The 25,933-nt window shown below is 69.8% G+C and carries 18 protein-coding genes; 5 read left to right on the plus strand and 13 right to left on the minus strand.

Translation table 11 applies throughout. The annotated features are described in order from the left end of the window. Positions 1–89 precede the first annotated feature (89 nt). Positions 90–2,252, plus strand: a complete 2,163-nt coding sequence (locus ABZ842_RS01420) for a prolyl oligopeptidase family serine peptidase (protein ID WP_361529670.1) — start codon at positions 90–92, stop codon at positions 2,250–2,252. 139 nt (positions 2,253–2,391) lie between these two features. On the opposite strand, the gene ABZ842_RS01425 is transcribed toward ABZ842_RS01420, so the two are convergent. From ABZ842_RS01425 to ABZ842_RS01485, 13 genes are all read right to left on the minus strand, one after another. Further along, positions 2,392–3,450: a dipeptide ABC transporter ATP-binding protein gene (locus ABZ842_RS01425; RefSeq protein WP_361529673.1), complete on the minus strand. Its 1,059-nt coding sequence runs from the start codon at positions 3,448–3,450 to the stop codon at positions 2,392–2,394. After that, entirely contained in the window at positions 3,443–4,453 is a 1,011-nt protein-coding gene (locus ABZ842_RS01430) for an ABC transporter ATP-binding protein (RefSeq protein WP_361529676.1), read from the minus strand. The genes ABZ842_RS01425 and ABZ842_RS01430 overlap by 8 nt, the downstream gene beginning before the upstream one ends. A gap of 11 nt (positions 4,454–4,464) precedes the next feature. Further along, positions 4,465–5,454, minus strand: a complete 990-nt coding sequence (locus ABZ842_RS01435; protein WP_361529679.1) for an ABC transporter permease — start codon at positions 5,452–5,454, stop codon at positions 4,465–4,467. Continuing rightward, positions 5,447–6,370 carry an ABC transporter permease gene (locus ABZ842_RS01440; protein ID WP_361529682.1) on the minus strand — a complete coding sequence of 308 codons (924 nt, stop codon included), beginning with the start codon at positions 6,368–6,370 and terminating at the stop codon, positions 5,447–5,449. Before ABZ842_RS01440 ends, ABZ842_RS01435 begins: the two co-directional genes overlap by 8 nt. Positions 6,371–6,391: 21 nt before the next feature. Continuing rightward, complete coding sequence (locus ABZ842_RS01445) at positions 6,392–8,029, minus strand: ABC transporter substrate-binding protein (RefSeq protein WP_361529685.1); 1,638 nt, start codon at positions 8,027–8,029, stop codon at positions 6,392–6,394. Between the two features lie 99 nt (positions 8,030–8,128). Further along, positions 8,129–9,064 carry a GNAT family N-acetyltransferase gene (locus ABZ842_RS01450; protein ID WP_361529688.1) on the minus strand — a complete coding sequence of 312 codons (936 nt, stop codon included), beginning with the start codon at positions 9,062–9,064 and terminating at the stop codon, positions 8,129–8,131. A 646-nt stretch (positions 9,065–9,710) separates the two neighbouring features. After that, on the minus strand, positions 9,711–10,832 hold the full coding sequence (locus tag ABZ842_RS01455; protein WP_361529691.1) for a dipeptide ABC transporter ATP-binding protein: 1,122 nt from the start codon (positions 10,830–10,832) through the stop codon (positions 9,711–9,713). Between the two features lie 25 nt (positions 10,833–10,857). Further along, on the minus strand, positions 10,858–11,919 hold the full coding sequence (locus ABZ842_RS01460; RefSeq protein ID WP_361529694.1) for an ABC transporter ATP-binding protein: 1,062 nt from the start codon (positions 11,917–11,919) through the stop codon (positions 10,858–10,860). Between the two features lie 10 nt (positions 11,920–11,929). Beyond that, a complete protein-coding gene (locus ABZ842_RS01465; RefSeq protein WP_361529697.1) occupies positions 11,930–12,907 on the minus strand; it encodes an ABC transporter permease in 978 nt (325 codons plus the stop codon). 119 nt (positions 12,908–13,026) lie between these two features. Further along, positions 13,027–14,832 (minus strand): ABC transporter substrate-binding protein, encoded by a 1,806-nt coding sequence (locus ABZ842_RS01470; protein ID WP_361529700.1) that lies wholly within the window; start codon positions 14,830–14,832, stop codon positions 13,027–13,029. A 97-nt stretch (positions 14,833–14,929) separates the two neighbouring features. Continuing rightward, complete coding sequence (locus tag ABZ842_RS01475) at positions 14,930–15,904, minus strand: ABC transporter permease (protein WP_361529993.1); 975 nt, start codon at positions 15,902–15,904, stop codon at positions 14,930–14,932. A gap of 667 nt (positions 15,905–16,571) precedes the next feature. Continuing rightward, a complete protein-coding gene (typA, locus tag ABZ842_RS01480; protein ID WP_361529703.1) occupies positions 16,572–18,473 on the minus strand; it encodes a translational GTPase TypA in 1,902 nt (633 codons plus the stop codon). Positions 18,474–19,259: 786 nt separating this feature from the next. Then, the gene (locus ABZ842_RS01485) at positions 19,260–21,644 is read right to left on the minus strand and encodes an ABC transporter family substrate-binding protein (protein ID WP_361529706.1); all 2,385 of its coding nucleotides are present in this window, start codon (positions 21,642–21,644) and stop codon (positions 19,260–19,262) included. A 307-nt stretch (positions 21,645–21,951) separates the two neighbouring features. On the opposite strand from ABZ842_RS01485, the gene ABZ842_RS01490 reads away from it, so the two are divergent. The 4 genes from ABZ842_RS01490 (at position 21,952) to ABZ842_RS01505 (ending at position 25,783) form a co-directional block, all read left to right on the plus strand. After that, the gene (locus ABZ842_RS01490; RefSeq protein WP_361529709.1) at positions 21,952–22,203 is read left to right on the plus strand and encodes a hypothetical protein; all 252 of its coding nucleotides are present in this window, start codon (positions 21,952–21,954) and stop codon (positions 22,201–22,203) included. An 85-nt stretch (positions 22,204–22,288) separates the two neighbouring features. Beyond that, on the plus strand, positions 22,289–23,071 hold the full coding sequence (locus ABZ842_RS01495; RefSeq protein ID WP_361529712.1) for a hypothetical protein: 783 nt from the start codon (positions 22,289–22,291) through the stop codon (positions 23,069–23,071). A gap of 1 nt (position 23,072) precedes the next feature. Next, a complete protein-coding gene (locus ABZ842_RS01500; protein WP_361529715.1) occupies positions 23,073–25,016 on the plus strand; it encodes a fumarate reductase/succinate dehydrogenase flavoprotein subunit in 1,944 nt (647 codons plus the stop codon). Further along, positions 25,013–25,783 (plus strand): succinate dehydrogenase/fumarate reductase iron-sulfur subunit, encoded by a 771-nt coding sequence (locus tag ABZ842_RS01505; protein ID WP_361529718.1) that lies wholly within the window; start codon positions 25,013–25,015, stop codon positions 25,781–25,783. The genes ABZ842_RS01500 and ABZ842_RS01505 overlap by 4 nt, the downstream gene beginning before the upstream one ends. The last annotated feature ends 150 nt before the right edge of the window (positions 25,784–25,933 follow it).

Consider the following 25,933-nt stretch of genomic DNA (forward strand, 5'->3'; position numbering starts at 1 on the left):
ACCTCGCGCTACGGATCATAACTATCCACGCCCACGCATCGGTTGGTGCACGGCAGCACGCGGGGCGCACGCCCGCTAGGTTCGGTCACATGACCACGCGGAACAAGCTTTCTTTTCCCCGCCAGTTCGCTCGTACACAACGCTTTACTCTCGGTGCGCCCCGGGCGTTCACCATCGCACCGGACGGATCACGGGTGATCTTCCTGCGATCCGCGTCCCGGACCGATCCCGCGGGCGGGCTGTGGGCACTGGACCTGCCGGGTTCCCGAAATCCCGACAATACGGAGCAGGGCGCGGCTCCGCCGGCGGAACGCCTGGTGGCGGCCCCGGGCGCACTGCTCGGCGGCGCGGCGGAGCGGCTGTCGACGGCGGAGCGGGCCCGGCGCGAACGCAGTCGGGAGGGGGCCGCGGGCATCGTGGACTACGCCCTGGACGCGTCCGGCGAGTTGGTGGCCTTCGCGCTCTCCGGACGTCTGTTCGCCTCGGAACCGGCCACCGGAACGACCCGGGAACTGCCCGTGCGGGGACCGGTGATCGACCCCCGGCCCTCGCCGGACGGACGGTACGTGGCGTACGCGGCGGGCGGCGCACTGCACGTCGCCGAGGTGGCCGGCGAGGGCGACCGGGTTCTCGTCGCGCCCGAGGAGGACCGGATCTCCTACGGCCTCGCGGAGTTCGTCGCGGCCGAGGAGATGGGGCGCAAGCGCGGCTTCTGGTGGTCGCCCGACTCGGACCGGCTGCTGGTGGCGCGGGTCGACGAGCGGGAGGTGCGGCGCGCGTGGCTGTCGGACCCGGCGCACCCGGACCGGGAGCCGCAGTCCGTCGCGTACCCCTTCGCCGGCACGCCCAACGCGGACGTACGGCTCTTCCTGGTCGACCTGGACGGCGAGCGCACCGAGGTCGTCTGGGACCGGGCGCGCCACCCGTACCTCGCGCGGGTGCAGTGGTCGAGCGCCGGTGCGCCGCTGCTGCTCGTCCAGGCGCGCGACCAGAAGACCCAGCGGTGCCTCACCGTCGACACCGCGTCCGGGGCGACCCGGACCGTCCACGTCGACGAAGATCCAGATTGGCTGGATCTTTTCCCCGGGGTGCCGGACCGGGCGCCCGACGGACGGCTCGTCCGCATCGCCGACGAGGGCGGGGCGCGCGTACTGTGCGTCGGCGACCGGGTGTTGACCACGGCGGCGCTGCACGTGCGGGCGGTCCTCGACGTCGGCGACGACGACGTGCTGGTGACCGCGTCGGCCGGCGAGGAGGCGGCGGAGCCGGAGATCGGCGAGGTCCATGTGTACCGGGTCAACGAACTCGGCGTTGCCCGGGTCTCCGAGGGCCCGGGGGTGCACACCGCGGTCCGCGCGGGCGCGGTGACCGTGCTCGCGTCCGCGCGCCCCGACATCACGGGCTCGACCTTCCAGGTCCTGCGCGACGGCAAGTGCGTGGCCACGGTCGCCTCGTACGCCGAGCAGCCGGTGATCACCGCGCGGCCCCGGCTGTGCGAGGCGGGGCCGCGGCGCATCCCGTGCGCGGTGCTGCTGCCGACAGGCCACCGGGAGTCGGACGGCCCGCTGCCGGTGCTGATGGACCCGTACGGCGGGCCGCACGGGCAGCGGGTGTACGCGGCGCACCATCCGTACCTGACCTCGCAGTGGTTCGCCGACCAGGGCTTCGCGGTGGTCGTCGCGGACGGGCGGGGCACGCCGGGCCGCTCCCCCGCGTGGGAGAAGTCGGTCAAGGACCACCTGTTCCTGCACTCCGTCGACGACCAGGTGGAGGCGCTGCACGCGCTCGCCGCGACGTTCCCGCTGGACCTGGACCGGGTCGCCATCCGCGGCTGGTCCTACGGCGGTTCGCTGGCGGCGCTCGCCGTGCTGCGGCGGCCGGACGTCTTCCACGCGGCGATCGCGGGCGCGGCGGGCACCGACCATCGGCTGTACGACACGCACTACATGGAGCGGTACCTCGGGGACCCGAGGGAGCAGCCGGAGGTGTACGCGGCGAACTCGCTGGTGACGGACGAGGGGTTGAGCGGGGCGCAGGAGCCGGTGCGGCCGTTGATGCTGATCCACGGCCTGGCCGACGACAACGTGCTGGTCGCGCACTCCCTACGGCTCTCCTCGGCACTCCTTGCCGCGGGCCGCCCCCACGAGGTGCTCCCCCTGAGCGGCGTGACCCACATGACACCTCAAGAGGAAGTCGCGGAGAACCTCCTCCGCGTCCAGGTGGCGTTCCTCCAAAGGAGCCTCGCCCGCTGACCTCACGGGCGGGGGCGACCGGCCGGGGCGCGGTGGAAGGGCGTCCCGGCCGGGGACGGCACCCGCACGGCCGTGAGGAGAGCTTGGCGGGCGCGTATATCGGAACCGCGTCGGGCACGTTGCCCGGAGGTAAACGGGGTCACTCCCGGGGCGGTGACTCCGACGGCGGCTCCGGCGGCACCACCCGCCGCTCCTCCGCGAAGTGGCACGCCGACGGGTGCCGCGCCGGCCCCTCCTCCGCGTGGCGGAACTCCGCGGGGACCGCCAGCAGCGGCACCTCCAGCGCGCACCGCTCCTGCGCCTTCCAGCAGCGGGTGCGGAAGCGGCAGCCGGAGGGGATGTGCGCCGGCGACGGCACGTCCCCGTGCAGGATGATCCGGTCCCGGTGCTCGCGCGCATCGGGGTCCGGCACCGGCACCGCGGAGAGCAGCGCCTGGGTGTACGGGTGGGTGGGGTGGTCGTAGATCTCCTCGTCCCGGCCGAGTTCGACGACCCGCCCCAGGTACATCACCCCCACCCGGTCGGAGATGTGCCGCACCACGGACAGGTCGTGGGCGATGAAGACGTACGAGAGCCCGAACTCGTCCTGGAGCCGGTCCAGCAGGTTCACCACCTGCGCCTGGACGGAGACGTCCAGCGCGGACACCGGTTCGTCGGCGACGATCACCTCCGGCCGCAGCGCGAGGCCGCGCGCGATGCCGATGCGCTGCCGCTGGCCACCGCTGAACTGGTGCGGGTAGCGGTTGACGTACTCGGGGTTGAGGCCCACCACGTCCAGCAGTTCCTGCACCCGGCGCCGCCGGTCGCCCTTGGGGGCCGCCTCGGGGTGGATGTCGTACGGCTCGCCGATGATGTCGCCGACGGTCATCCTGGGGTTGAGCGAGGTGTACGGGTCCTGGAACACCATCTGGATGTTGCGGCGCACGGCCTTGAGGGCACGGCCGGACAGCTTGGTGATGTCCTCGCCCTTGTAGCGGATCGCGCCGGAGGTGGGGCGCTCCAGGTGCACCAGCATCTTGGCGAGGGTGGACTTGCCGCAGCCGGACTCGCCGACGATGCCCAGCGTCTCGCCCCGGTACAGGTCGAGGTCCACTCCGTCGACCGCGCGCACCGCGCCGATCTGCTTCTTGAACAGGACGCCCCGGGTGAGGGGGTAGTGCTTGACCAGGTCGCGCACCTCGATGATCGTCTCAGGCACCGGGGGCCTCCTCGCCCTGCCAGTCGCGCCGGCCGGCCAGGGTGTCCCGCCAGAAGTGGCAGGCGCTGTGCCGCCCCTCGCCCGCCTCGTACAGCGGCGGCTCGTCGGTGCGGCACACGTCGCGGACCAGCGGGCAGCGGGGGTGGAAGGCGCAGCCGGGCGGGACGGCCATCAGGTTCGGCGGCAGGCCGCTGATCGCGGAGAGCTCCTGGCCCTTGCGGTCCAGCCGCGGGATGGAGTCGAGCAGCCCGCGGGTGTAGGGGTGGGCCGGGGCCTTGTAGATGTCGTGGACGGGGGCGCTCTCCACGATGCGGCCGGCGTACATCACGGCGATGCGGTCGGCGACGTCCGCGACGACGCCGAGGTCGTGGGTGATCAGGACGAGACCCATGGCGTACTCGTCGCGCAGCTCCGCGAGCAGGTCCATGACCTGGGCCTGGACGGTGACGTCGAGCGCGGTGGTGGGTTCGTCGGCGATGATCAGCGCGGGTTGGAGGGCCAGCGCCATGGCGATCATGATGCGTTGGCGCATGCCGCCGGAGAACTGGTGCGGGTAGTCGCCGACGCGTTCGGCCGCGGCGGGGATGCCGACGCGCTCCATCAGCTGCACGGCCTTGGCCCGCGCCTCCTTCTTCTTCAGGCCGCGGTGGACGGTGAACATCTCGGCGAGTTGGGCGCCGACGCTGAGCACCGGGTTCAGCGCGGAGAGCGCGTCCTGGAAGATCATGGCGATGTCGGCGCCGCGGACCTTGCGGCGTTCGGCCTCCTCCAGCGCGAGCAGGTCCCGGCCGCGGAAGAGGACCTGCCCGGCGGTGATCTTGCCGGGCGGGGTGTCGAGGATGCCGAGGACGGCCTGGGCGGTGACCGACTTGCCGGAGCCGGATTCGCCGAGCACGGCCAGCGTCTCGCCCTCGTCGACGTGGTAGCTCACCCCGTTCACGGCCCGGGCGACGCCGTCGCGGGTGCGGAACTCCACGTGCAGGTCGCGTACTTCGAGCAGCATGCCGGCACTCCTCAGCGCAGCTTGGGGTCGAGGGCGTCGCGCACCGCGTCGCCGAGCATGATGAACGCCAGCACGGTGATCGCCAGCGCGCCGGCGGGCCACAGCAGCATGTGCGGGGCGTTGCGGATGTAGGGGGAGGCGGCCGAGATGTCGATGCCCCAGGAGACGGTGGGCGGTTTGAGGCCGACGCCCAGGTAGGACAGGGTCGCCTCCAGGGAGATGTACGTGCCCAGGGCGATGGTGGCGACGACGATGACGGGCGCGACGGCGTTGGGCGCGATGTGGCGCAGCAGGATGCGGGAGTTGGACGCGCCGAGGGCGCGGGCGGCGTGCACGTAGTCGTTCTGCTTGGCGGTGATGACGGAGCCGCGGGCGATCCGGGAGATCTGCGGCCAGCCGAGCAGCACCATGAAGCCGATCACGGGCCAGACGGTGGTGCTGGTGACGACGGAGAGCAGGACGAGTCCGCCGAGGATCACGGGGATGCCGAAGAAGATGTCGGTGAGCCGGGACAGCAGTGCGTCGCCGGCGCCGCCGAAGAAGCCGGCGAGGCCGCCGAGCACGGAGCCGAGGAGGGCGACGCCGAGGGTGGCGCAGATGCCGACGGTGACGGATGCGCGGGCGCCGTACACGGTGCGGGTGTAGACGTCACAGCCCTGGCCGTCGAAGCCGAAGGGGTGCCCGGGCTGGGAGCCCTCCTGGGACTTGGCGAGGTCGCAGTCGAGGGGGTTGCCGGAGGTGATGGCCTGCGGCCAGATCGCGATCACGATCAGGAAGAGGATGATCAGCGCGGAGACGATGAAGACGGGGTTGCGGCGCAGGTCGCGCCAGGCGTCGGACCACAGGCTGCGCGGCTTGCCCGCGGGTCCGGTGCCCAGCGGCCCTCCCGGAATCTTCTCCAGCGTGGCGCCTTCGGCCGTGGCGAGGTCCATGGTGCCGCCCGCGCCGGTCGGCGCGATGGCCCCGCCTTCGTCGAACCGCTCGGGTGGCTGCTCAGGCATAGCGGATCCTCGGGTCGAGTACGGCGTACAGCAGGTCGACGAGCAGGTTGGCGAGCAGGAAGACCAGCACCAGCACGGTCACGAAGCCGACCACGGTCTGGGTGTTCTGGCGCACGATGCCCTGGTAGAGCTGGTAGCCGACGCCGTGGATGTTGAAGATCCGCTCGGTGACGATGGCGCCGCCCATCAGCGCGCCGATGTCGGTGCCGATGAAGGTGACGACCGGGATGAGGGAGTTGCGCAGCAGGTGGTGGGTGACCACCCGGTGCCGCGGCAGCCCCTTGGCCTTGGCGGTGCGCACGTAGTCGGAGCGGGCGTTCTCGGCGATCGAGGTGCGGGTGAGCCGGGTGACGTAGGCGAGGGAGACGGAGGCGAGGACCAGACCGGGGACGATGAGTTCGTCCAGCGGCGCCCCGGGCGACACGGCGGGTTTGATGACGCCCCACTCGACGCCCAGCAGCAGTTGCAGGAGCAGTCCGGTGACGAAGGTCGGCACGGAGATCACGACGAGGGTGAGCAGCAGGACCCCGGTGTCGACGGGCCGGCCGCGGCGCAGCCCGGTGAGCACGCCGAGGGTGATGCCGATGACGATCTCGAAGGCGATGGCGACCAGGGTGAGCCGGATGGTGACGGGGAAGGCGTTCGCCATCAGCTCGGTGACGGGCTGCCCGTTGAAGGCGGTCCCGAAGTCCCCGGTGAAGACGTGGCCCATGTAGCTCAGGTATTGCTGCCACAGGGGCTTGTCGAGGCCGTACTGGGCGCGGAGTTGGGCGGTGGTCGCCGGGTCGCACTGGATCTGGCCGCAGAGTCCGGCGATGGGGTCGCCCATCACGTTGACCATGAGGAAGATCAGCAGGGTGGTGCCGAAGAAGACCGGGATCATCTGGAGCAGACGCCGGATCACGTAACGTCCCATGGGGGCTCCCGAGCGGCGCCGTCAGGCGACCTTGATCTGGTTGTAGACCGGGACACTGAAGGGGTTGAGCGCGACGTTCGAGACGCGCGGGGAGTAGCCGGCGCTGCCGTTCTGGTACCAGAGCGGGATCGCGGCCATCTGGTCGCGTACGACCTCCTCGGCCTGCTGGAACGTCCGGACGGCCTGCGCGGGGTCGGACTCGGCGTTCGCCTGGTCCACCAGCCGGTCGAAGTCCTCGTTGCTCCACTTGCCGTCGTTGGACGAGGCGCCGGTGTAGTAGAGCGGCTGGAGGAAGTTCTGGATGAGGGGGTAGTCCATCTGCCAGCCGGCGCGGAAGGGGCCGGACATCTTGGACTGGGTGATCTGGTTGCGGAAGTCGGCGAAGGTGCCGATGGGGTTGCCGACGCAGGCGCGGTCGTTGCCGAGCGCGTTGTTGATGCTGTTGCAGACGGCGTCGACCCACTCCTTGTGGGAGCCGGTGTCGGCGTTGTACGAGATCTTCATCGTGCCGCCGGGGATGCCGCCGCCCTCGGCGACCAGCTTCTTCGCCCTGGCGGGGTCGTAGGTGCAGGCGGCGCCGCACAGGGTCTCGCTGAAGCCGCCCTGGACGCCGAGGACCGGGGACGTCCAGTCCTTGGCGGGGGTGCGGGTGCCGCGGAAGATCCGGGAGGTGATCTCGTCGCGGTTGATGGCCATGGACAGGCCAGTGCGCATCTTGTTGCCCTGCGGGGTGTTCCACCGCTCGTCGTAGAAGGGGAAGGCCAGGGTCTGGATGATGCCGGCCGGGGTGTTGATGTAGCGGTCGCCGAGGTCCTTCTTGACGTTGCGCAGCTGGGCGGCGGGGACGTCGTCGACGAGGTCGAGGTTGCCGGCTACGAGGTCGGTGTAGGCGGTGTTGTTGTCGGTGTAGACCCGTAGGTCGACGCCGCCGTTGACGGGCTTGTCGGGGCCCGGGTAGCCGTCCCAGCGGCGCAGGGACATCTGGGAGCCGCGGACGTACGACTTCACGGCGTACGGGCCGTTGCCGACGGGTTTGGCGAGCCAGCCCGCGTGGTCGTCGTAGAAGGTCCTGGGCAGCGGGGCGAAGGCGTTGTAGCCGAGGGTGTCGGGCCAGGTGGAGAACTTCTGGCTGAGCTTGACGGTGAAGGTGCGCTCGCCGGTGACGGTCAGCCCGGACAGGGTGGTGGCGGTGGGTTCGCCGCTGGCCGGGTGGACCTGGTCGTAGCCCTCGATGTAGCCGAAGAAGTACGCGTTCTTCTGGTTGTTCTTCAGGTACGCGCCGTAGTTCCAGGCGTCCACGAAGGAGCGGGCGGTGACCTTCTCGCCGTTGCTGAAGGTCCAGCCGTCCTTCACGGTGACGAAGAACGTGGTGGAGTCGGTGGTCTCGATCTTCTCGGCGAGCATGTCGTCGGCGCGCCCGGTCTTCGGGTCGTACCGCTTGAGGCCGCGGAAGAGCAGGTCGAGGGCCTTGCCGCCCTGCACCTCGTTGGTGTTGGCGGGCTCCAGGGGGTTCTGCGGGTCGCCCCAGGAGGAGCGGACGACGCCGTCGGAGCCGCTGCCGAGGTCCTGCGCCCCGCCGCCGCAGGCCGTCAGGGTCGCCGCCGCAAGGGTGACGACCGTCGCGGCGACGATCCTGCTGGCGTGCACGGCTCCCCGCATCCGGTGCCTCCTCGGTCCTGGATCCCGCCGTCGTCTAGGACCGAATATCACCGCATAACGGGGCGCACCGCATGTCAGCTCACCCGAACGGTGGAGGTGTCACCCCCTGGGCACGGGCAGGGTGACCTCCCAGGTGTCCACCGCGAAGTACTGGCTCATGCCGTGCGCCTCGTACAGCCGCAGCGCGCCCGTCTCGTTGTCGGTGTCCACGCCGAGGCCGATCTGGTCGCGGCCGAGTGCGGCGTACGTGGCGAAGGCGTGCCGCAGCAGGAAGCCGCCGACGCCCTTCCCGCGCACCTGCCGGCGCACGCCCAGGGCGTTGATCCAGGCGTGGGCCTTGCGGTGGTTGGAGGTGACCAGGGCGGCGACGTCCTCGCCGTCCAGCGAGGCGATCCACAACATCGACCAGTCGACCAGCTCGCCGAGGTCGTCGAGCCACTTCTCGTACGAGCGGTCCTGGTGGTCGTAGTGGTCGGCGAAGGTCTCCTGGAGCAGGGCGTGCGCGATGCGGCGGTCGGCCTCGTCCTGACAGTCCCGCAGGGTCAGCCCGGGCGGCGGGGTGGGCTGCGGGTCCGTGTCCGGGGCGAGCTGGCGGGTCATCACGTAGTAGCGGCGGACCGGCTTCCAGCCGCGACGGCCGAGCATGGCGAGGTCCATGGTCGGGTTCACGTTCACGCTGAGGTGTACCACGGCCCGCTCGGCGCCGTTCTCCCCGGCCTTCTCGACGGCCCGCGCCTCCATGAGCGCCATGACCTCTTCGGCGAGGTCCTGGTGCTCCGGCAGCCCGTACTGGTCCATGTCGATGCGCTCGGCGGCGGAGTCGTCCCACAGCAGCCCGTAGACCACGAGTCGGTCGCCGACGAAGCCGAGCCAGGAGTTGCGCGGGAGGTCGGCGTCGGCGTGGGAGAGGTCGGCGCGCACGGAGACGAGGTCGGTCTCGGCGCGACCGACTTCGAGGATGTCGACGGCGTTGAGGAGGTCGGTGACGAGAGCGACGTCTTCGAGCGTGGCGGCCCGTACGTTATGCGCGTCCATCCCCCCACTGTGGGCGCCCCCACGCCCCCCCTCAACCGGTTTTCCCGACGCCCGGCCCCCGGGACCTCCTCGCCGTATCCCCGCGGGCACCTTGGTCCCTGCGACCCGGTGGGACTTGTTCGCGCAGTTCCTCGCGCCCCTGACAAACCCGCCGTAACCCTGCGGGCACGTTGGTCTCCGCGGGCACATTGTGGCTTGTCGCGCAGTTCCCCGCGCCCCTGATTCGCTACCCCCGTCTGTCATCTGCGGGATGCGCACGGGGTTTGCCCCTACGCCCGCAGGGCGTGGGCAATCAGGGGCGCGGGGAACTGCGCGAGCAACCACCCACCGGGCCGCAGAGACCAATGTGCCCGCAGAGGAACGGCGGGGATGTCCAGGGGCACAGGGGGCGGAAGCGACAAGCCACCCACCAGGCCGCAGCGACCAACGTGCCGCGGGGCTACGGCGAGTATGTCCAGGGGCGTCGCAACCGAGGACGCGAAACTACCCGGCAAGCCACCCACCAGGTCGCGGGGAACCACACGCGCACAAGGCGCGGCAGCGACGCCGTCACGCGACCCGCAGTGAGTTCGCCGACCCGCCCGGAGGGCAAACGGCCCCGGCGCGACGAATCGCGACCGGGGCCGGCCCGAACCACACCAGCGAGCTACTTCTGCTCGTCCTCCAGCGCCGCCAGCGCCGGGTCCAGCACGATGTCCTCCGCACGCGCCTCCGTCGACGGGTCCTCCGGGAAGTGGCACGCCGTCAGGTGCCCGTCCCTGTTCCCGTCCAGCTGCACCAACGGCGGCGCCTCCGTCGCGCACTTGTCCTGCGCCTTCCAGCACCGCGTGCGGAACCGGCAGCCGGACGGCGGGGCGATCGGCGAGGGCACGTCGCCGGCGAGGCGGATGCGCTCCTTCTTGTCCCCGTCGACGTCCACCTCCGGCACCGCCGACAGCAGCGCGTGGGTGTACGGGTGACGCGGCCGGTTGTAGAGGGAGTCGCGGTCGGCGACCTCCACCACCTTGCCCAGGTACATCACCGCGACGCGCTGCGAGAAGTGCCGCACCACGGCCAGGTCGTGCGCGATGAACACGAACGCGATGCCCAGGTCCCGCTGGAGGTCCTGGAGCAGGTTCACCACCTGCGCCTGGATGGAGACGTCCAGCGCCGAGACGGGCTCGTCCGCCACGATCAGCTTCGGTTCGAGGGCGAGCGCCCGGGCCACGCCGATGCGCTGGCGCTGACCGCCGGAGAACTCGTGCGGGAAGCGGTTGAAGTGCTCCGGGTTGAGCCCGACGAACTCCATGAGCTCGCGGACCCGCTTCTCCCGGCCGCCGGTCGGGTTGATCCCGTTGATCTCCATCGGGCTGGAGATGATCGTGCCGACCGTCTGCCGCGGGTTCAGCGAGGCGTACGGGTCCTGGAAGATCATCTGGATCTCGGACCGGATCGGCGCGAGCTGCTTGCGGCTCGCGTGCGTGATGTCCCGGCCCTGGTAGTTGATCTTGCCGCCGGTGGGTTCGAGGAGCCGGGTCAGCAGTCGACCGGTGGTCGACTTGCCGCAGCCGGACTCGCCCACCAGGCCGAGACTCTCGGCCGGGTAGATGTCCAGGTCGACGTTGTCGACGGCCTGGACGGCGCCCACGACCCGCTTGATCGGGAATCCGCCCTTGATGGGGAAGTGCTTGGTCAGCCCCTGCACCTGCATCAGCGGCTCGGACGACGTCCGGTCGCGCTGCTGCGGGGTCGCGTCGGCCGCCGCCGTGGTCTTGGTGTTCTCGCTCATGGTCATACCCCAGTCGCCGGGTCAGTCAGCCCAGGCGGGGCTGAATCCTCTCGATGAAAACCTGCTGCCGCGCGTCCGCCGGGATGTGGCACGCAGCCGCGCGCCCGTCCGGCAGCGGCGGACGCTCGCTCGTGCACCGGTCGCCGGCCACCAGCTCGACGTGGGCGCACCGCGGGTTGAACGGGCAGCCCGTCGGCGGGTTGAGCAGACTCGGCGGCGAGCCCGGGATGGGCTGCAGCGGTTCGTCCACCCCGGCCGACAGTCTCGGCATCGACCCGAGCAGACCCCAGGTGTAGGGGTGCTGGGGCTCCTTGAGCACCTGGCGCACGGAGCCCCGCTCCACGGCCCGCCCGGCGTACATCACCAGCAGGTCGTCGGCGGTGTTCGCGACCACGCCCAGGTCGTGGGTGATCAGGATGATCGCGGAGCCGAACTCCTGCTGGAGGTCCTTGAGCAGGTCGAGGATCTGCGCCTGGACCGTCACGTCGAGCGCGGTGGTCGGCTCGTCGGCGATCAGCAGCTGGGGGTTGCACACCAGCGACATGGCGATCATCGCGCGCTGGCGCATGCCGCCGGAGAACTGGTGCGGGTAGTCGTCCACCCGGGCCTTGGGGTCGGGGATGCCGACCTTGCCGAGCATTTCGATGGCCCGGTCCCGGGCCTCCTTCTTGCTCGCACCGGTGTGCTTGCGGAACGGCTCCGAGATCTGCCGGCCGATCGTGTAGTACGGCGACAGGGCGGTCAGCGCGTCCTGGAAGATCATCGCCATCTTGTTGCCGCGCAGCGTCTCCAGCTGCTTCTCCGACGCGCTCGTCAGGTCCTGGCCTTCGAGCTCGATGGAGCCGCCGATGGCGGTGTTCTTCCGGTTGTGCAGGCCCAGGATCGTCAGGTTGGTCACCGACTTGCCGGAGCCGGACTCGCCGACGATGCCGAGCGTCTTGCCGCGCTGGAGGTCGAACGAGAGCCCGTCCACCGCCTTGACGACGCCGTCCTCGGTGGAGAACTGGACACTCAGGTCGCGCACCGAGAGGAACGGCTTCGAATCGTTCGGAGCCGGAGCACCTTCGGTCTTGGTGAGAGTGGTCACGGTCGTTCTCCTAGGACAGGCGCACGCGCGGGTCGATGAGGGCGTACAGGGCGTCCACGATGATGTTGAAGAAGAGGATCAGGGCGGCGCTGAAGATCATCACGCCCATGGTGAGCGGCAGGTCCTTGTCGATGACCGAGTCGCGCGCCAGTCGGCCGAGGCCGGCGAGGCCGAAGGTGAGTTCGGTGACCATGGCGCCGCCGAAGAGCGCGCCGAGGTCGATGCCGAGGATGGTGACGATCGGGGTGAGCGAACCGCGCCAGGCGTAGCGGAAGAAGACGTACTTGCTCGACATGCCCTTGGCCCGGGCCGCGCGCACGTGCTCCTCCTGGAGCTGCTCGATCATCGTCGAGCGGGACATACGCGTGTAGTTGGCGGTGAAGATGACCGACATCACGCACCAGGGGATCAGCAGGCCCATGAACCAGCCGCCGATGTCCTCGGAGAACGGCACGTACTGGGGCTTGTCCAACAGGCCGGAGCTGTAGACGAAGATGCCCATCACGACCGGGCCGAGGAAGTAGATCTGCAGCGAGGACAGGACGAGCGAGCTGCCGCTGAAGAACTTGTCGACCGCGGTGCCGCGGCGCGCGGCGGCGATCATGCCGGCGCCCAGGCCGACGGTCAGGAAGACCAGGAGGCCACCGGCCGAGAGCGAGATCGTCAGCGGGAGGCGGTCGAGGATCGTGTCCCAGACCATCTGCTGGTTGTCGAAGGAGACGCCGAAGCAGGGGGCCGAGCAGTGACCGACCGCGAAGTCACGACCGGCGAAGATCCCGACCATGTAGTTCCAGAACTGCACGGGCACCGGGTCGTCGAGGCCGAGATTCTTGTGGATGACCTCAAGGGCGTCGGGGGTGCAGTTCTTTCCGCACGCCAGCAGCGCTGGATCCTGTGGGATGGCGAAGAACATGAAGAACGTGAACGCGCTGATCAGAAAGAGGATCAGGCCAGCGCCAAGCGTCCGACGAATGATGAATTGAAGCATGGCTGGTCGCTGCTCTCAGGACGGCGGCTTTGGGGGGTACGAACGGGAGGGCCCGCGCTCCGGGGGGTGCCGCACTGTTGTGTGCACCCCCCGGAGCCGGCCCGCGCGCTGGGCGGTGACTACTTCTTGAGGAAGAGGCGCGTCACGTCGATCGCGCTCAGCTCGTTGGAGTAGCGCGCTCCGCCGACGTTCGAGCCCTGGATCTGCAGCGACCGGGTGAAGTACAGCGGGGCAGCCGGGTTGATGCGCTCCACGATGTCGTGGTGCAGCGCGGTCCACGCCTTCTGGGCCTCGGCCGGGTCCGTGATCTTCTTGATCCGGGCGATCTCATCGTTGACCTTGGGGTCGTTGATGTGCGAGTAGACCGAGGAGCCGTCCTGCAGCTGCTTGCCGTCGTACAGCGGCGGGATGACGGTGGACGCCGCCGGCCAGTCCTGGCCCCAGCCGGTCATGTAGAGGTCGAGACCGTTGTTGACCTTGCCGACCTGCTCGTACCAGGTGGCGCCGTCGATCTCCTTCTTCTGGACGTTGAGACCGATCTTCTTCAGAGCGTTCTCGATGACGACCGACTGCTGCTGGCGCTTGGGGGTGTTGGCGTACGCGTAGGTGACCTTCAGGCCCTCGGCGTTCGCCTCCTTGATCAGCTTCTTGGCGGCCTCGATGTCACCGTTGGGCTTCTTGGCCTTGCCGAACGGGTCGTAGTCCTTCTCGAAGCCCGGCAGGGTCGGGGCGAGCAGACCGGTCGCGACCTCGCCGCCGTAGGCACCGCCGTCAGGCTGGAAGATGTTCTGGTTCGGCATCGCCAGGGTGATGGCGTCGCGGACCTTCTTGTCCTTCATCCGGTCGAGGTTGAAGTTCAGCTGCCAGACGTAGGGCTGGTAGCCCTGGATGGTGCGGGCCTTGGCCTTGGCGTCCGACATGACGTTGCGGACCTGGGTCGTGGCGACCGTGCCGGTCAGCTGGATGGCGTTGGCCGCCTCGCCGCGGTCGGAGTGGATCGCCTTGGTCTGGGCCTCGTCGTCCTGGTTGAAGGAGACGTTGAAGCCGTCCACGTACTGGTAGCGGACCGAGTCGGTCTTCGGGTCCCAGTTCGGGTTCTTGACCAGCTTCGCCGACTTGCCCGGCTTGAAGTTGGAGACGTCGAACGTGTACGGACCCAGGGAGACCGGCCCCATGTCGTACTTGTCCTTGGTGTCCGCCTTCTTGGGGACGATGGAGTAGCCGGTCATCGCCAGCGCCTGCGGGAGGTCCGGCTGGGCCTCCTTGAACTTGAAGATGACCGTCTTCGCGTCCGGGGTCTCCAGGACGTCGTCCGGCAGCTTGGCGCCCTTGTACGGGCCGTCCGGGAGCGCCTTGCGGTAGGTGGTGCCCTCACCGGAGAGCCACTGCTGGATGTAGAGCGGGCCGTCGGTGATGAACGGCGCGTACATGCGCTCGATGGTGTGGCGGACGTCCTCGGAGGTGATGACGTTGCCGGCGGAGTCCTTGATGCCGTCCTTGAGCGTGAACTTCCAGGTCTTGCCGCCGTCGGTGCTGGAGCCGGAGTCGGTGGCGATGTCGCCGACCACCGTCAGCTTGCCGTTCTCGTCCTCCTGGTACTGCGTCAGACCGCGGTGGATCAGACGGCCCAGCAGACGCGCGTCGCTGACGTAGCTCTGCGCCGGGTCGAGGTGGGAGAAGTCGTCCGCCTGGTAGATGGCGATGGTGCCACCGGGCTTGGCGCCCGGAATGGGGGCGGCGGGGCCGGTGGACGCCTTGGCGTCGCCGAAGCTGACGGCCGCGGACTGCTTGGCCGCGTCCTCCTTGCTCTTGCCCTTGTCCTTGGAGTCGCCGCCGTCGTTGCTGCCGCAGCCCGTGAGGGCCAGCGAGCCCGCCGCCAGGGCGACGACGACAGCGCGCGCCTTGCGCGTGCCAAAGATGCTCATGGTGATGAGACCTATCTGTCCGTAGTGATCCAACAGCGCCGACCGTTCGACCGGTCGACACCGGAGCCTGAGCGGCAAACTGTCCGCAGTGGGAGGGTCAGCGTCCCGACTTGGGGTCGAAGGCGTCCCGTACCGAGTCGCCCAGCAGGTTGAAGGACACGACGAAGACGACCATCGCGATACCCGGGAAGAACATGTACGCCGGGTCCTGCTCGTAGACGTCCGCACCGTTGGCGAACATCCGGCCCCAGTCGGGGGTGGGCTCGACGAACCCGACACCCACGTAGGAGAGGAAGGCCACCGAGAGAATCGTGGCGGGCAGCATCAGGGTGGCCTGCACGAGAATCGGTGTGACCAGGTTGGGCAGCAGTTCCTTGCGGATGATCCGCCAGGGCGAAGCCCCCGCGACCTTGGCCGCCTCCACGAACTCCCGCTCGCGCAGGGAGAGGGACGCGGCACGGATCAGCCGGGACAGGCCCATCCAGCCCAGGAACGAGAGCACCACGATGATCGCGGTGGCACGCAACCAGGTGGGAGTGGCGTCCTCGGGGCTGACGAAGGCAGCCGTGATGACGGGCATGGAGGCGATGAAGAACAGCTGGCTGGGGAAGCCCAACAGGAAGTCGGTGAACCGGCCGAGCCAGTAGTCGATCTTTCCGCCGAAGTACCCGCCGATCAGACCGATCAGCACGCCGACCGTCACCATGACGATGGTCGCCGCGAGCGCGGTGTAGATGGAGGTACGCATGCCGTACAGGAGCTGGGTGAACACGTCACGGCCCAGGATGGGCTCGATGCCGAACCAGTGGTCGCCGGTGACCCCGCCGAAGGTCCCGGTCGGAATGCTGAACTCGTCGAGCAGCTCGGGATTGTCCTGCCCGTAGAGCGTGTACGGGTTCTTGCCGTACACCTTGGCGATCACGGGCGCGAGGGCGGCGATGACGAAGAAGAAGATGACGATGCAGGCGGAGAGGACTCCGATGCGGTCACGCTTGAACCGTCGCCACATGAGCTGGCCGGGAGAGAGCCCGACGGGGTCCTTGGCCTGCGGCGCCGGGCTCTTGGGCTCGATCTCCGCGTCGTCCAGGACCACGGACGTCTGTGCGTCCTTGGTGTGCGCTGAGCTCGTCACGATCGCTCAGCCCCCATGGGGATCACTATCGCACGCACGACCCATTCGGCGCTTATGGCACCACGCATGGGGTCCTCCTCATGAGTTCACTTGTCACTGCATAAGGGACACGTCGAGTTACGCGGTACGCCGACACCCCTGACGGCGATCGCACCCAAGTGCCCCGAGTGTGCTCGTGAGTCGGCGCTCCCCACAGCGCATGACCCGTTGACCCGAGCTCAGTGAAGCCAACTATTGGGTAAGTTCACGCCGTAAACCACACTTAAAGCATCTCGTTTTGGCAACATCAGTCAGCCCTTGAGGCCCAAAATTCGGACAAAGGGATCGCAGACAGACACCCCCGAAACGGACTGTTAATACAGGTTTCCGGTGAGCTACGCCCGATAGTCGGACAGCCTCGGTAGGAAAACCTGTTGACGCCCGGCCCCTGATCGGGCTTCAGTCACCCAGTCTTCCACCCCCCGGACATCAGCAAACGGCTCGGGCGACCCCAACTTGCGGGGTCGCCCGAGCCGTTTACTTTGTTGTGATATGTCCGTTACGCCACTCGTGGTCGATCCGCCGGGCCGTAGGCGGGCCCGGCGGGGTGGACCGGCAGGGGCGAAAATCAGCCGTGCTTGGCGCGAGAGGCCGCGCGGGCGCGCTCCCGGGCGTCCAGGTTCACCTTGCGGATGCGAACGGACTCCGGGGTCACCTCGACGCACTCGTCGTCCCGGCAGAACTCCAGCGACTGCTCCAGCGAGAGCTTGCGCGGCGGCACGATCGCCTCGAAGGAGTCGGCCGAGGAGGAGCGCATGTTGGTGAGCTTCTTCTCCTTGGTGATGTTCACGTCCATGTCGTCGGAGCGGGAGTTCTCGCCGACGATCATGCCCTCGTAGACCTCGGTGCCCGGGTCGACGAAGAGGACGCCGCGCTCCTGGAGGTTGGTCATCGCGAAGGCGGTGACCGCGCCGGAGCGGTCGGCGACCAGCGAACCGTTGTTGCGGGTGCTCAAGGTGCCGAACCAGGGCTCGTGGCCCTCGTGGATGGAGTGGGCGATGCCCGTGCCGCGGGTGTTGGTCAGGAACTCCGTACGGAAGCCGATCAGACCGCGGGAGGGGACCACGAACTCCATGCGCACCCAGCCGGAACCGTGGTTGGACATGTTGTCCATCCGGCCCTTGCGGACGCCCATGAGCTGGGTGACGGCACCCATGTGCTCCTCGGGCACGTCGATCGTCATCCGCTCGACGGGCTCGTGGACCTTGCCGTCGACGTCCTTGGTGACCACCTGGGGCTTGCCGATGGTCAGCTCGAAGCCCTCGCGGCGCATCTGCTCGACCAGGATGGCGAGTGCGAGCTCGCCGCGACCCTGCACCTCCCAGGCGTCCGGGCGCTCGGTCTCCAGCACGCGCAGCGACACGTTGCCGACCAGCTCGCGGTCCAGGCGGTCCTTGACCTGGCGGGCGGTGACCTTGCGGTCCTTGACCGCGGCCTTGTTGTCGGCGCCCTTGCCGGTGCCGCCCCGACCGACCAGCGGCGAGGTGTTGGTGCCGACGGTCATGGAGATCGCGGGCTCGTCGACCGTGATCAGCGGCAGCGCGACCGGGTTCTCCGGGTCGGCCAGGGTCTCGCCGATCATGATGTCCGGGATGCCGGCGACGGCGCAGATGTCACCGGGGCCGGCGACCTCGGCGGGCTTGCGGGTGAGCGCCTCGGTCATCATCAGCTCGCTGATGCGGACGTTGGAGACGGAGCCGTCGCGCTTGATCCAGGCGACGTTCTGGCCCTTGCGCAGCTCGCCCTGCTCGACGCGGAGGAGCGCGATGCGGCCGAGGAAGTTGTCCGCGTCCAGGTTGGTGACGTGGGCCTGGAGCGGGGCGGACTCGTCGAACTCGGGAGCCGGCACGTACTCCAGGAGCGTGGAGAAGAAGGGCTCCAGGCTGTCGCTGTCGGCGGGGACCGTGCCGTCGGCGGGCTTGGTGAGCGAGGCGACGCCGTCACGGGCGCACGCGTAGACGATCGGGAACTCGATCTGGTCCTCGTCGGCGTCCAGGTCGAGGAAGAGGTCGTACGTCTCGTTGACGACCTCGTCGATGCGGGAGTCCGGGCGGTCCGTCTTGTTGATGCACAGGATCACCGGCATCCGGGCCTGGAGGGCCTTGCGCAGGACGAACCGGGTCTGCGGGAGGGGGCCCTCGGAGGCGTCGACGAGCAGCACGACGGCGTCGACCATGGACAGGCCGCGCTCGACCTCGCCGCCGAAGTCGGCGTGGCCGGGGGTGTCGATGATGTTGATCGTGACGGGGGCGCCGCCGGCCTTCGGGTGGTACTTCACCGCCGTGTTCTTGGCGAGGATCGTGATGCCCTTCTCACGCTCCAGGTCGTTCGAGTCCATGACCCGGTCGTCGACCTGCTGGTGCGCGGCGAAGGCGCCGGCCTGCTTCAGCATGGCGTCGACGAGCGTGGTCTTGCCGTGGTCGACGTGGGCGACGATGGCGACGTTACGAATATCGGAGCGGGTGGGCATGCTGGCTGGCGCTTCTCTCGATCGTGGGATGCGGCGTTCGTGAAGGGCTGCGCTTCTTCTCTCTGACGCCCACCGGGGCGAACGCCCACGGCTCGTCCCATGGTACGGGCCCGCGGGATCCGGGGCCTCCCGGTCCGGAACGGGAGGGTTCGGGAGGGGTTCGGGAGGGTTGCGGGGCGGGGTTTGGGTGGGCTGTGGGGAGGCCGGATCCGATCCTGCCGCGCGGTGTCACGGCGAGCAAGCACTTTTGAGCGACATCTGAGCTTCTCCGAGGTCACACCCCGTTACCCCCGGTATCCCCAGGGTTCACCCAGCCCGCCTACGGGAGCATTGGTGCGCGCGGTTCCTCGCCCCCTGGACATCCCCGCCGTAACCCTGCGGGTCCGCTGACCTCTGCGGCCCGGTGGGTGGCTTGTCGCGCAGTTCCCCGCGCCCCTAAAGACCTCTGCCCCAGCCCGCAGACATACGGCGGGGGCAGCGAAGCAGGGGCGCGGGGAACTGCGCGACAAGCCCACCACCGGGCCGCGGTGAACAACGCTCCCGCAGGGGTACGGCGAGGACCTGTAGGGGTGCTGGGGGTCCCCCCATGCCCTCCGGGCATAGGGGGCGGAACTGCGCGAGAACCACCCACCGGGCCGCAGAGGTCAGCGGACCCGCAGGGGAACGGCGGGGGTCTCCAAGGTCGCGAGGAACCGGGCGACCAGCCCACCACCGGGGCCGCAGGGGGCAGCGCTCCGGGGAGCCACGGAGAGAGGTCCGGGCCGGGCCGCCCGGGCGGGCGGGGGGCTACTCGTCCGAGGAGGCGTCTTCGGCGTCCTCGGACTCCGCGCCCGCCTCCCCGCTCGGCGACGGCTTCGGCAGCACCGGCGGCGGCCCCGCCTTCTTCGCCGCCGCCGGCGTGAACCCGATGTCCTGGAACCTCGGCGTCGCGAAGCCGAACGCCCCCGCGTTCAGGACCGCCGGCCGCGTCGCCACCAGCTCCGGCCGCTGGTACAGGGGGATCGAGCCCGCCGCGGCCCAGATCCGCGAGTCCGTCCGGCGCACCAGGTCGCGCGCCTCCTCCTCGTCCAGTTCCCCCGCCGCCTGGTCGAAGAGCTGGTCGATGTAGTCCGTACCGACGCGGGTGTAGTTCTGCTCCACCAGCAGCGAGCCGTCGCTCGCCGGCTCGGGCTTGGCGTAGATCGGGCGGGCGTCCGTCGCGGGGTACGCGGTGGCCGGCCAGGAGTACAGCGCGAGGTCGTACTGGCCCGAGGCGATGTGGTCCCGGAAGTAGCTCTCGTCGGAGACCTTGGTGATCTGCGTCTGGACGCCGATCCGCTTCAGCATCTGGGCGATCCGCTCGCCCACCGCGCGCAGCGACTCCGACCCGGGCCCCGACGGCAGTACGAAGCGCAGCGAGAGCGCCTTGCCGTCCTTGCCGACGCGTCCGCCCGCAGCCACGGGCGCGGCGGTGCCGGCGGGGGCGTACGCACCGGCGGCGCCCTTGCCGCCCTTCTTCTCTTCCTGCCCGTCCTTCTCGTCCGCCGCGTCCTTCGCGTCGACCGCCATGACGCGGTGCTGCACGGACAGGTCCTCGTACGAGACGGGCGCGGGCGCCAGGACGCGCGTGCCGTCGCCGGTCCCCTCGTCGCCGACGATGTACAGGCCCTCGTGGGAGGGGCCGTCCTGGCGCTTCTTCACGGCGCCGGTGGCCGCCTCCCGTCCGGGGTTCTTCCCGTCGGAGGACTCCTCCGCGCCCTCGGAGGGGGACGCCGACGCGGATCCGCTGGGGCCCGCCTTCGCCGGTACGGGCTTCTTGACCGCGCCGCCGGGCGTCCAGCCGGCGTCCGCGAGCAGCGCCTGCGCCTCCTGCGTGTTCTGCTCGCCGAGCGCACCGCTGTTGTCGGTGTAGTCGCGCTGGCCCTCCAGCGCGAGGTGGCTGCCGGGCGGCTTCGCCGGCAGCCCCAGCGGGCGGAGAACGATCTCGGCCAATTCCTTGCGGTCCAGCGCCCGGGCCACCGCCCGTCGCACCCGGTCGTCGGCGAGCGGCCCGGACTCGCCGTTCAGGGCGAGCTGGGTGTACGCGGGCTCCAGGGTCTTGCGGACGGCGAAGCCGCGCAGCCCGGCCTGCTCGACCGCGTACCGCTCGATGGCCTCCGCGTTCTCCTCCCGCGCGGCCTGGGCGATCTCCGCGACCTCCTCGTCGGAGCCGTTGGCGAGCGCCCAGGACTTGAGCGCCTTGGAGGGGGTCTGGGCCGCGGCGGGGCCGTGCCCGGGCTGCTGACCGCCGGTGGACTTGTTCCGTACGGCCAGCGCGATGCGGTCCGCGGTGGCCCGGTCGACCTCGGCCACGTCGACCTTTCCGCTGGCCAGCGCGCCGGCCCGCTTGTCGCGCGGCACGGCGCTGAGCACCAGCGCGTCCAGCTTGGGCTGGTCGCCCCACCAGCGGGGGTTGCGGACCAGGGTGACGTCCTTCTTCTTGCGGTCCACCGCGCCCAGGATGAAGGGGCCGGCGGTGGCCTTGATGGTGTTGCGCGCCCCGTCGTTGAAGGCGTTCGGCGCGCCGGTGACGTCCTTGGGGTAGAGCGGGGTGAAGAGGGAGCGCCAGTCGGCGTACGGCTTCTTGAAGGTGACCCTGACCTCCAGGTCGTTGGCGCCCTTCTGGATCTCCTCGATCCGGTCGTACCCGGCGTTGCGCGCGGTCCAGAACGCGGTGTTCTGGCCGCTGAGCGCCCGCCACTGGGAGACGAAGTCGGGTGCGCCGATCTCCCGGCCGTCGCTCCACACGGCCTTCTGGTTGAGCTTGTAGAGCACCACCTGCTTGGGCTCGCGCTCGATGACCTCGGCGGACTCCAGGAAGTCGGGGTTGCGCTGGGGGCGGCCCTTGGGGTCCAGGGTGAACAGCGCGGGGAGCACGGCCTGGGCGACCCGGGCGGTGGCGGCGTCGGCGTCGGCCTGGAAGGCGTTCAGCGTGGTCGGCATGGAGTCGACGGCCCAGCGCAGGGTGCCGCCTTCGCCCACCTTCTGGCGCACGGTCTGCGCGATGTCCTGGGCCGCGGCCCGTCCCGTCAGCTCCTCCTCGTCGGCGCCGCACCCGGCGAGCGCCGGCACCGCGAGGACCGAGCCGGTCAGCAGGGCCACGGAGCGCAGCGTCCGGGACCGGAAGGTCTGGGAGGTCCGGGCCTGGGCCATGGGTCCACCTTTCACGATCATCACACCGATCACACCGACTCCGATCCACTGAAGTGGACGAAGCGCACACGGTGGCGTCGACACGGCGCTACCGGCGCACAAGGTCACCCAGCCGGCCCACCGATATACGTAACGAATCGCTCACCAAGGGACAAAATGGAGGGAGTGAGAACCAGACAACCAGGGGCGCACTCGTAGCCCGTACGCCAGCAATCCCCGCACGTCCCTTCACAAGCAGGGATGTGACGCGCAACACTCGCAGGCGCATGAGCGACGCCACCGCACCCTGCGGAAGTGAGGACACGTCATGTCCCAGCAGGAAGACCTGATCGCGATTTCGCGCCGTCTCGACGACCTCGTCCAGCGCGTCGGAGAGCTGGAACGCACCGTCGACCGACTGAGCGGCGTGGCCGGGCGGCCCCGCGGCACCCGCCTCACCACCGACCGGGCCGGGGACCGCCAGGAGCTGGTGACCATCCCGGACGCGCCGTACGACTCCGCGCTGTGGACGGACTCCGACGACGAGGGGCTGGGCGTCCGAGACCGCCGCGCTCCCTAGGAGACCTTCGTTGGCCACTGGTACCGAACCATCACAAGTCCATACGGACGGGCCCTCGGGCCCGAAGGCGGGCGCGCGGACGGGTGTGCACGACCCGTCGCGCGCCGCCATCGCCCCGCGCCACCTGCGGACCGACCGCTGGTGGCTGTCCCCCGCGGCGACCGCGGCGGGGCTGCTCGCCTTCGTCGTCTACTCGACCTGGCGGGCGTTCTCCGGCGCCGACTACTACTCCGCGCCGTACGTGTCGCCCTTCTACTCCCCCTGCCTGGCCGAGGACTGCGTCCCGATGAAGGCCGGCACGGACTGGGGGATCGTCGGCAGCTGGTGGGGCCTGTCGCCCGCGCTGCTGATCCTGATCTTCCCGCTGGGCTTCCGGCTGACCTGCTACTACTACCGCAAGGCGTACTACCGGGGCTTCTGGGCCTCGCCGCCCGCCTGCGCGGTGGCGGAGCCGCACCGCGCGTACTCCGGTGAGACCCGTTTCCCGCTGATCCTGCAGAACATCCACCGGTACTTCTTCTACGCGGCGCTGCTGGTCGCCGTGGTGCTCACCTACGACACCGTGCTGACCTTCCGCGACGAGGACTACGACTGGGGCCACATGGGCCTCGGCACCCTGATCTTCCTCGTCAACATCGGGCTGATCTGGGCGTACACCCTGTCCTGCCACTCCTGTCGGCACATCGTCGGCGGACGGCTCAAGCACTTCTCGAAGCATCCGGTCCGCTACCGCATGTGGGGCTGGGTCAGCCGGCTCAACGGCCGGCACATGCAGCTGGCGTGGGCCTCGCTGATCAGCGTCGCCGTCGCCGACTTCTACGTGTACCTACTCGCGTCCGGCGCCATCGACGATCCGAGGTTCTTCTGACATGACGCAACTCGAACGCCAGCAGTGGGACGTCGTGGTGGTCGGCGCGGGGGGCGCCGGCCTGCGCGCCGCCATCGAGGCGCGTCAGCAGGGCGCCCGTACCGCCGTGATCTGCAAGTCCCTCTTCGGCAAGGCCCACACCGTGATGGCGGAGGGCGGCATCGCCGCCTCCATGGGCAACGTGAACTCCGGCGACAACTGGCAGGTCCACTTCCGCGACACCATGCGCGGCGGGAAGTTCCTCAACCAGTGGCGGATGGCCGAACTGCACGCGCAGGAGGCCCCCGACCGGGTGTGGGAGCTGGAGACCTGGGGCGCGCTCTTCGACCGCACCGCCGACGGCAAGATCTCCCAACGCAACTTCGGCGGCCACGAGTACCCCCGCCTCGCGCACGTCGGCGACCGCACCGGCCTCGAACTGATCCGCACCCTCCAGCAGAAGGTCGTCTCCCTCCAGCAGGAGGACGCGGCCGAGACCGGTGACTACGAGTCCCGGCTGAAGGTCTTCCAGGAGTGCACCGTCACCCGCGTCCTCAAGGACGGCGACCGGGTCACCGGCGTCTTCTGCTACGAGCGGGAGTCCGGTCGCTTCTTCGTCCTGGAGGCGCCCGCGGTGGTGCTGGCCACCGGCGGCATCGGCAAGTCCTTCAAGGTCACCTCGAACTCCTGGGAGTACACCGGCGACGGCCACGCACTCGCCCTGCTCGCCGGCGCACCCCTGCTGAACATGGAGTTCGTGCAGTTCCACCCCACCGGGATGGTCTGGCCGCCGTCGGTGAAGGGCATCCTCGTCACCGAGTCGGTGCGCGGCGACGGCGGGGTGCTGCGCAACTCCGATGGCAAGCGGTTCATGTTCGACTACGTCCCCGACGTCTTCAAGGAGAAGTACGCGCAGACGGAGGAGGAGGGCGACCGCTGGTACGAGGACCCGGACCACAACCGGCGCCCGCCCGAACTGCTCCCCCGCGACGAGGTGGCCCGCGCCATCAACTCCGAGGTGAAGGCGGGCCGCGGCTCGCCGGCGGGCGGAGTCTTCCTCGACGTGTCCACGCGGATGCCGGCCGAGGTGATCCGGCGGCGACTGCCGTCGATGTACCACCAGTTCAAGGAGCTGGCGGACGTGGACATCACCGCGGAGGCGATGGAGGTCGGGCCGACCTGCCACTACGTGATGGGCGGCGTGGCCGTCGACTCCGACACCGCGTCGGCGGTGGGAGTGCCCGGGCTGTACGCGGCGGGTGAGGTCGCGGGCGGCATGCACGGCTCCAACCGGCTCGGCGGCAACTCCCTCTCCGACCTGCTCGTCTTCGGACGGCGGGCGGGGCTGCACGCCGCGCAGTACGCCCGGGAGGCGGGCGAACGGCGCGCCGTGGTGGACGAGGCGCAGATCGACACGGCGGCGCAGGAGGCGCTGCGGCCGTTCGGCGCCGGTGCCGACGCGGGCGAGGAGCCCTCCGGCGGCGGCGTGGAGAATCCGTACGCCGTCCACCAGGAACTCCAGCAGACGATGAACGACCTGGTAGGCATCATCCGCCGGGACGGCGAGATGCGGCAGGCGCTGGAGCGGCTGGCCGAGTTGCGGGTGCGCGCCCGCCGGGCCGTCGTCGAGGGCCACCGCCAGTTCAACCCCGGCTGGCACCTCGCCCTGGACCTGCGGAACATGCTGCTGGTCAGCGAGTGCGTGGCGCGCGCTGCCCTGGAACGCACCGAGAGCCGCGGCGGCCACACCCGCGAGGACCACCCCGAGATGGACCGCTCCTGGCGACGGGCGAACCTGCTGTGCCGACTGGTCGACCCGACCGGCGCCCGTACGGCCAGCGACCCCGGCGCCCCGCAGATCACCCTGGAACGCAGGACCACCGACCCCATCCGACCCGACCTGCTCGCCCTCTTCGAGAAGGAGGAGCTGGTCAAGTACCTCGCCGAAGAGGAGCTCTACGAGTGAGTGCGTACCAGGCCAGCTTCAGGGTGTGGCGGGGTGACCAGGACGGCGGCGAACTGCGGGACTTCTCCGTCGAGGTCCACGACGGCGAGGTCGTCCTGGACATCATCCACCGCCTCCAGGCGACCCAGGCGCCCGACCTCGCGGTGCGCTGGAACTGCAAGGCGGGCAAGTGCGGTTCGTGCAGCGCGGAGGTCAACGGCCGGCCGCGGCTGATGTGCATGACGCGGATGTCCGTCTTCTCCCGCGAGGAGACGATCACGGTGACCCCGCTACGGGCCTTCCCCGTCACCCGCGACCTGGTCACGGACGTGGGCTTCAACTACACCAAGGCGCGCGAGGTGCCCTCGTTCGTCCCCCCGCAGGGGGTTGCGGCGGGCGAGTACCGGATGCAGCAGGTCGACGTGGACCGGGCGCAGGAGTTCCGCAAGTGCATCGAGTGCTTCCTGTGCCAGGACACCTGCCACGTGGTGCGCGACCACGAGGAGAACAAGCCAGCGTTCGCCGGCCCGCGCTTCCTGATGCGGGTGGCGGAGCTGGACATGCATCCGCTGGACGCGGCGGCGGAGACCGGCCTCGACCGCAAGCGGACGGCGCAGGAGGAGCACGGCCTCGGCTACTGCAACATCACCAAGTGCTGTACGGAGGTCTGCCCCGAGGGCATCAAGATCACGGACAATGCGCTGATCCCGCTGAAGGAGCGGGCGGTGGACAGGAAGTACGACCCGCTGGTGTGGCTCGGCAACAAGATCCGTCGCCGCGGTGAGTAAAGGGGCCGTGGCCTCGGGCGCGGGGCGTGCCCCCGACTGCGCCCGGGGCCACGCCCCGTCTGCGCCGCCGAGCCGCGGGGCGGTTCCTCTGCCCCCGTGCCCCAACGGCCACTCGGGTTGTTCGCGGCCCGCGGCCCGGTGGGGCTTGTT

This window comes from Streptomyces sp. NPDC047315 (genome assembly GCF_040643215.1).
Lineage (GTDB): Bacteria > Actinomycetota > Actinomycetes > Streptomycetales > Streptomycetaceae > Streptomyces.